The organism is Lapillicoccus sp., from assembly GCF_046595215.1.
In the GTDB taxonomy this organism is placed as follows: Bacteria; Actinomycetota; Actinomycetes; order Actinomycetales; family Dermatophilaceae; genus Lapillicoccus.
This window is the reverse complement of sequence record NZ_JBKJPP010000200.1, coordinates 1-7,397: the sequence shown is the minus strand read 5'-3', so window position 1 is coordinate 7,397 and position 7,397 is coordinate 1. Positions and strand designations below refer to the sequence as shown.

7 protein-coding genes are annotated in these 7,397 nt (G+C 71.5%); 3 read left to right on the top strand and 4 right to left on the bottom strand.

Features of this window, described 5'->3' with window-relative positions; translation table 11 throughout:
- Together ACLL9L_RS16790 and ACLL9L_RS16785 are read right to left on the bottom strand one after the other, a co-directional pair.
- Nucleotides 1-600, bottom strand: a 600-nt coding sequence (locus ACLL9L_RS16790; protein ID WP_411285801.1) for a hypothetical protein, incomplete at its 3' end; no start/stop codon positions are given.
- Between the two features lie 147 nt (nucleotides 601-747).
- Nucleotides 748-1,551 carry an SDR family NAD(P)-dependent oxidoreductase gene (locus ACLL9L_RS16785; RefSeq protein ID WP_411285800.1) on the bottom strand — a complete coding sequence of 268 codons (804 nt, stop codon included), beginning with the start codon at nucleotides 1,549-1,551 and terminating at the stop codon, nucleotides 748-750.
- A 278-nt stretch (nucleotides 1,552-1,829) separates the two neighbouring features.
- Here ACLL9L_RS16785 and ACLL9L_RS16780 point away from each other — a divergent pair, with 278 nt between their 5' ends.
- Nucleotides 1,830-1,982: a hypothetical protein gene (locus ACLL9L_RS16780; protein ID WP_411285799.1), complete on the top strand. Its 153-nt coding sequence runs from the start codon at nucleotides 1,830-1,832 to the stop codon at nucleotides 1,980-1,982.
- A 15-nt stretch (nucleotides 1,983-1,997) separates the two neighbouring features.
- On the opposite strand, the gene cynS is transcribed toward ACLL9L_RS16780, so the two are convergent.
- Together cynS and ACLL9L_RS16770 are read right to left on the bottom strand one after the other, a co-directional pair.
- Nucleotides 1,998-2,462 (bottom strand): cyanase, encoded by a 465-nt coding sequence (gene cynS / locus ACLL9L_RS16775; RefSeq protein WP_411285798.1) that lies wholly within the window; start codon nucleotides 2,460-2,462, stop codon nucleotides 1,998-2,000.
- Nucleotides 2,463-2,602: 140 nt separating this feature from the next.
- Nucleotides 2,603-3,646, bottom strand: coding sequence for an alcohol dehydrogenase catalytic domain-containing protein (locus ACLL9L_RS16770; RefSeq protein WP_411285797.1), 1,044 nt, complete (start codon nucleotides 3,644-3,646; stop codon nucleotides 2,603-2,605).
- 256 nt (nucleotides 3,647-3,902) lie between these two features.
- On the opposite strand from ACLL9L_RS16770, the gene ACLL9L_RS16765 reads away from it, so the two are divergent.
- On the top strand, nucleotides 3,903-4,928 hold the full coding sequence (locus tag ACLL9L_RS16765; protein ID WP_411285796.1) for a 3-oxoacyl-ACP synthase III: 1,026 nt from the start codon (nucleotides 3,903-3,905) through the stop codon (nucleotides 4,926-4,928).
- A gap of 17 nt (nucleotides 4,929-4,945) precedes the next feature.
- On the top strand, nucleotides 4,946-7,397 hold a 2,452-nt coding region (locus tag ACLL9L_RS16760), incomplete at its 3' end, for an alpha/beta fold hydrolase (RefSeq protein WP_411285795.1).

Sequence of the window (7,397 nt, the reverse complement as noted above, 5' to 3'; positions counted from 1 at the left end):
CGGGTGGGGCTGGTGCCCGGCCGACAACAGGAACCGGTCCCGCCATGACACGTGGTCGGGCAGCGGCATCGGGGCACGGAAGAAGCCCCGCGAGCGCCACGTTTCCGCGTCGGGTGCGGTCAGCTCCCACAGGGGTCGGGCGAGCTCCTCCGGGAGCGGGCAGGCGGTCGACCCGAGATAGGCCGCGATGTAGTGCGCGAGGAAGCACCGCGCCAGGGTGAGCTGGAGCAGGTAGTCCCGGGTGGAGACGTCGCCGAAGGGTGAGGTCACCGGGGCGTCGCCGTCAACGGCCGCGTGAGCGGCCTCACTCGCCGCACCGGCGAGCAGCGCGATCTGTCCCATCGGGTCCTCTCCGAGCAGCTCACGGCCAGAACGGTGGTCATCCCCCGCGTCCCGGCTCCGACGGTTGAGCACGCCTGGCACCCGAGCGTCGTCCTCGGCGTGCTGCTCGAGGGCCTCCCACATCCAGGTGGTGGGGTCGGTGCCGGGCGTGCCGACCATCACGGGGAGGACGATCTCCCGGTCATCGTCCCGGATGCGCCCGAGCACTTCGACCAGCATGTCCTCTGTCATCACGAACAGCTCGGCTTCGAGAAGCATTTGACTCCTTCGTCGAGATCGTCTCGCGGCCGACATCGCGCCTCGATCAGATGGGTTGCACGGCCTCACCAGCAGGAGAAGCGGCGGAGGCTGCGCGGTGAACGCTACTACCGAGCCGCTGACCGAGCACCCCACGGCCCGACCGCCTCAGCGCAGATAGCTGGCGCCGTTGAAGTCGACCACGGCGCCGGAGACCCACTCCGCACCCGGCTCCGCGAGGGACACGATGGCGCGGGCCACCTCCTCGGGCGACGCGACGCGGTTGAACGGGCTCTGCGCGCGGATCGCGTCGCCCCCCGGCCGGTCCAGCAGCTGCGCGGCCATGTCGGTGGCGATGAAGCCCGGGGCGATGGTCACCACCGAGATGCCCTCCGGCGCCAGGGCGAGCGCCATCGACTGACCGAAGGCGTGCAACCCCGCCTTGCTGGCACCGTATGCCGGCACGTCCGGCTCCCCCCGGTAGGCGCCTCGTGAGCCGACGTTGACGATCCGGCCGACGGGCAGGTCATCCGCAGGTGGCATGGCGATCATGTGCTGGGCGACGCACCACGTGAGGTTGGCGGGACCCATCAGGTTCGTGGCCAGGGTCGTCTGCCAGGCCCGCACCCAGGCGTCGTAGTCCACGTCGGTGATGCGGTGGTCGCCCCGCCGGCTGCCGTCGCCGGCCGGGTCGAGGAACAGGGCGGCGTTGTTGACCAGGACGTCGACCCGACCGAGCGCCTCGACCGCCTCATGCGCCAACCGCTCGACGGCGGCGGGATCGGACAGGTCGGCCTGGGCGAGGGAGTGGCCGGTGCCCGGCATACTCCCGAGCACTTCCTTGGCCGGTCCCTCACCCGAGCGGTAGTGCACGACGACGCGGTCCCCCCGTTGCGCGAAGGCGCGGGCCGTGGCAGCGCCCACTCCCCGCGATGAGCCGGTGACCAGGACTCCACGCCCGCGAGAACTCATGCCCGCAAGGGTAGACGCCAGCCAGCCGACCGCTCGCTGCGTGTGCGGCGCTCGCCCTGAACCACTCCGGCGCCATCGCCGCCTAGCGCCGTGGGAGGCCGGGACGAACGACGGGACGCTGGCGGCTCCGCACGCTCAGGACGTCACCGATCCACGGCTGCGCCGCGTCCTTCGTCCCCGGTGGGTCACCACGATTCGCGCCGCGCAGTGGGTAGCCCACCGGGACCGCCGCGAGCCTAGGATGGTGCGCCATGACGGGCTATCGATTTCTCGATGGTATGGGTGATGTCGTCGCGGACGGTGAGTTCGTCGACCACGCCGCAGCGCTGGTCTGGGCGCGCGACGACGACGCGCACGACGAGGACATCCAGCGGGTGGAATACCGCGGTCCGGCCGGCGACTGGCGGTGGGCAGGTGCGCTGCTGGACTGACGCCGGTCGGAACGACTACCAGATCCGATAGGGCAGGAACTTGCCGTTGATCAGGATCTGCACCCGGTCCCCCTTGGGGTCGGCGATGCGTTCGAGGCCCATCTCGAAGTCGATCGCGCTGACGATGCCGTCGCCGAACTCCTCGCGGACCAGCTCCGAGATCGTGGCGCCATACACCTGCACCATCTCGGTCAGGCGGTAGACCAGCGGGTCGCTCGTGTCGACCACGGCGGCGCCGCGGACCGGCGGCAGGGTCAACGCCGCCACGACGCCCTCGTCCAGGTCCAGCGCGGAGCCGGCCGCGGCGGCCTGATCGGCGGTGAGGGTCTGCTGGCCGAGCAGGGCCGACGTCGTCCACACGGTGGACTGGCCGACGACCTCGGCCAGCTGGTCCCAGCGCAGCCCGGTCGCCCTCTTGGCGGCCAGGACGGCCGCGGCGGCCTGCGTGCGGGTGGGTGGCTCGGTCTGGGTGACGCCCATCGGGGGACCTCTTCGTTCGGCTGCGGGGTGTCCCGGACCATAGCCCAGCCAGCTGTTCACACCCGCCCCGGGGGCGCCGAGGTCCCTGCCGCCGGGTAGCGGCTCCACACGGTGCGGAGCCGCCAGCGGGGTCGAGGTGGTCAGGGGGTGATGATGACCTTCAGCGCCAGGTTCGAGGCCGCGTTCGCAAACACGTCGTAGGCCTCGTCCATCTGGTCGAAGGTGAAGGTGTGCGTCCCCATCTTCTCGGCAGGGATCCGGCCACTGGCCACCATCTTGAGCAGGGTGGGGATGGAGACCGTGTCCACCAGGCCCATGGTCAGCGTGACGTTCTGGATCCACATCTCGTGCATCGGCAGCTCGACCGGGGCCCCGTGGACGCCGATGTTGGCGATGGTGCCACCTGGTCGCACGAGCGCCGCCGCTGTCAGCAGCGTCTCGGGGTAGCCGACTGCCTCGATGGCCACGTCGACCCCGAGACCGTCGGTCAGGGCCATGACCTCGGCGACCGTGTCCGGGCCCACCTCGACCGTGTCGGTCGCGCCGAACTCGTGGGCCTTCTCCAGCCGGAACTTGTTGGAGTCGACCGCGATGATCTTGGACGCGCCCCACAGACCGGTGGTGAGGATGGCTGAGAGGCCCACGGCCCCCGCCCCGACCACGGCGACGGTGTCCCCGGGCCGGACACCCCCGGCGAGCACGCCGACCTCGTAGCCGGTGGGCAGCGAGTCGGCGAGGAAGATCGCCTGCTCGTTGGTCACGCCTTCGGGCACCGCGTAGAGCGAGGTGTCGGCGTAGGGGACCCGGACCAGCTCGGCCTGCGTCCCGTCGATGAGGTGGCCGAAGATCCAGCCGATGCCACCCACCGTCTGGCAGTGGGACGGCATACCCCGCTGGCAGTACTCGCACCGCCCGCACTTCGTGATGGCCGGGACCAGCACCCGGTCGCCGACGTGGAAGCCCTTGACGGCGCCGCCGACCTCGGTGATGGTGCCGACGGCCTCGTGGCCGAGGATCCGACCGTCGGTGACGGCAGGCACATCGCCGTGCAGGATGTGCAGGTCGGTTCCGCAGATGGTGGTGGTGTCGACCCTGACGACGACGTCCGTCGGCTCCTGGATCGCCGCGTCCGCGACGTCTTCCCATGCCTTGTTACCCGGACCGTGATACACGAGCGCTTTCATGGCATCTCCCTATGGAGCGACCCAGGGACGCCAGCGTCCTCAAGGAGGTTGCTCTCCACCTCACGCTATCCCTCACCGTTGCCGCCGACTGTCTCATGTTCGGACGGCCCCACCGGGGTGACGCTCGTCTCACGCTGCAGAGGGCGCTCGGGCGGCGGTCCTTCCCGCCACATAGCATGTGCCGGATGGGGACAACGGCGGAACGCAGACGGCGGCGGCGACACGAGGCCGTCCTGGCCGGGACCGGGACCTATTGATGAACGGCAACGCGACGCACCGTTTCACCAACACCGCCGTCCTGACGGTGTGCACCGAGGACGCCTCGGAGGTCATCACCTCCGCGGCCCTGGACGCGCGGCTGGCGGACACCTACCACCGGGTGGGCCTGAGGGCAGGACTGCTCGAGAGGCTCGTCGGCATCCGTGAACGGCGTTGGTGGCCGGAGGGGTTCTCGTTCGTTGACGGCGCGGTGGCGGCGGGAGAGAAGGCCCTCGGGGAGTGCGGCATCGACCGCGCCCGCATCGGGCTGCTGGTGAACACCTCGGTGAGTCGCCAGTTCCTCGAACCCTCGAGCGCCGTGTCGGTCCATTACGGCCTCGGGCTGGCGACGTCGTGTCAGAACTTCGACATCACGAACGCCTGTCTGGGGTTCGTCAACGGCATGGAGCTGGCCGCCGCCATGATCGATGCCGGCGTCATCGACTACGCCCTCGTCGTCGACGGGGAGGACTCCCGGACCGTCCAGGAGAGCACCATCGAGCGGTTGTCCCGTCCTGAGACGACCTCCAAGGACGTCATGGCGCAGTTCGCAGCCCTGACCCTCGGGTCGGGCGCCGCAGCCATGGTCCTCGGTCGCGCCGATCGGCACCCGGAGGGGCACCGCCTCGTCGGGGCGGTCAGCAGGGCCGCCACCGCGCACCACCAACTGTGCGTGGGGGACAACCAGGTCATGTACACCGACCTCAAGGGGCTGCTCGACGCGGGACTCCAGCTCTCCGACGAGCTGTGGGCCGACGCCGCCACAGAGTTCGACTGGGCGGACGGCATGAGCCGCTACGTCATCCACCAGATCTCCCAGGTGCACACCAATGAGCTCTGCGCGCGGCTCGGGATCGACCCCACCCTGGTGCCGCGGACCTTCCCCACCCGAGGCAACATCGGGCCGGCGTCGGTGCCGTTCACCCTTGCGACCGAGGCGGACCGGCTCGAGGACGGCGACCGCGTGCTCCTGATGGGGATCGGCTCGGGGCTGAACGCGTCGTGTCTCGAGATCGTCTGGTGACAGCGGGCTCCGCCCGAATGGCACCACAGGGCCTGCCCGGTCTGGAGCAGGCGTGGTCGAGGCTGGTCGCCGTCACCGACGCCGACGGGGTGTCCCACACGTGGCACCTGCTGGACAACGGGGTCCCGAACCCGGTCGGGACCTTGCTGTGCGTGCACGGCAACCCCACCTGGTCCTACCTGTGGCGCAGGCTGCTGGCGGCTGCGCCTCCGGGATGGCGCGTGGTGGCGCCGGACCAGCTCGGCATGGGCTACTCAGCACGACCGGCCGCACCGAGGAGCGTCTCGCAACGAGTTGCCGACCTGGGTGACCTCACCGAGACGCTAGGGATCACCGGTCCGGTGATCACGGTCGGGCACGACTGGGGCGGCGCCATCTCGCTGGGGTGGGCCCTGGCCCATGGTCACCAGCTGAGCGGGGTCGTCCTCACCAACACGGCCGTCGCCCTGGGGGCGCACGACCGCGGCCCGGCCCTCATCCGGTTGGCGCACCTGCCGCTGCTGCGCGAGGTGGCCTGCGTGCGGACGCCGGCGTTCGTGCGGGCGGCCACGGCGCTTTCGCGGCCCGCCCTCCCGACGGACGTCCGCCGAGCCTTCGCGCAGCCCTACCGCTCGGCCGCGCGCCGGCAGTCGGTCGGAGACTTCGTCGCCGACATCCCCTTTACGCCGGACCACCGCTCCGCGCCGGCTCTCGCCGCCATCGCCGAGGGTGTCCGCTCGATCGACGTGCCCGCCCTGCTGTTGTGGGGTCCGCGCGACCCCGTGTTCGGCGAGCGATACCTGGCCGACCTGCGGGCGAGGCTGCCCCAGGCGCAGCTGCACCGATACGAGGGTGCCTCCCACCTCGTGACCGAGGATGCGCCGCAGTATGCCGAGGCCGTGGCGCAGTGGGTGACCGACGGGTTCGCCACGCCCCCAGGGGCAACCACAAGCTCTCGGGGGGGCGCCGGTGGGCCTGACCGACCGCGCATGCCGCCCGCGGTCACCGACCAGAGGCTCTGGTCCGCCCTGTCCGCCCGGGCGCAGGACAGCTCTCCGGCGGTCGTCGAGGTCGGCGGGACACGCGTCAGCTGGGCGTCGCTCGCGTCGCGGGTGGAGGACCTGGCCGCCGGGCTCGCCGTCGCCGGAGTCCGTCCCGGGCACCGGGTGGCCCTGCTCATCCCGCCCTCGGCCGAGCTGACCGCGGCGGTGTATGCCGTGTGGCGCGCCGGTGGGGTGATCGTGGTCGCGGACAAGGGGCTGGGCCTGATCGGGATGCGCCGGGCGCTGCGGAGCGCATCGCTCGACCACGTGATCGGCGGTGGCCCGGGCCTCGCCGCAGCGCAGCTGATGCGTCTTCCCGTTCAACGCATCGCGGCCGGGCGGATGACCCACACGCTGATGCGGGCCCTCGGCGCCCGGCACGGTGTCCGCGAGCTGGCCCGGCTTGGCCGCTCAGTCTCGACGCCGTCGCCGCCTCTCGAGCGGTTTGAGGCATCCGAGCCATCGCAGCCATCCGACCTGTCGGAGCCGACCGCGCCGCCGTCGGTGGACGCGGACTGCGCGGTGGTGTTCACCTCCGGAGCCACGGGCCCGGCCAAGGGCGTGGTCTACCGGCACCACCAGGTCATGTCGCAGCTCGAGCTCCTGCGCTCGACCTACGGCATCACCACGCAGGACCGTCTCGTGGCTGCCTTCGCGCCCTTCGCCCTGCTCGGGCCGGCCCTCGGCGTCGCCACCGCCGTCCCGGACATCGACGTCACGGCTCCGCAGACGCTGACCGCGGCCGGCCTGGCCGACGCCGTCGAGGCAGTCGACGCCACCATCGTGTTTGCGGCGCCGGCAGCGCTGCGCGGGGTCGCGGCCAGTGCGGCACACCTCACGCGAAGCCAGCGGTCGGCGCTTGGGGGCGTCCGTCTCCTGATGTCGGCCGGCGCTCCGGTGCCGACGTCCCTCCTGCACGCGGTGCGTGCGGTGCTCCCCGCCGCTGACGCGCACACGCCCTACGGGATGACGGAGGCCCTGCCGGTCACGGACATCTCCCTGGCCGAGATCGAGGAGGCCGGAGCCGGCCACGGTGTCTGTGTGGGCCGGCCGTTGCCCGGTGTCGACGTGGCCATGAGCCCGTTGTCGGACCGGGGGATCGCGGATGGCTCCTTGACCACCGTTCCCGGTGCCAGCGGTGAGGTCTGCGTGCGGGGAGCGCACGTCAAGGACCGGTACGACGCCTTGTGGGCCACGGAACGCGCCAGCTCGCGCGACCCGGGGTGGCACCGCACGGCAGACGTGGGGCACCTGGACCCCGACGGTCGACTGTGGATCGAAGGTCGGCTGTCCCATGTCGTGACCACTGCCCGGGCAGTGGTGACCCCGGTCGGCATCGAGCAGCGCGTCGAGACCCTCGACGCGGTGCGTGCCGCTGCCGTCGTGGGAGTCGGTCCGCCCGGGACCCAGGTCGTCGTGGTCGTCGTGGTCGTCGCGCCCGTCGTCC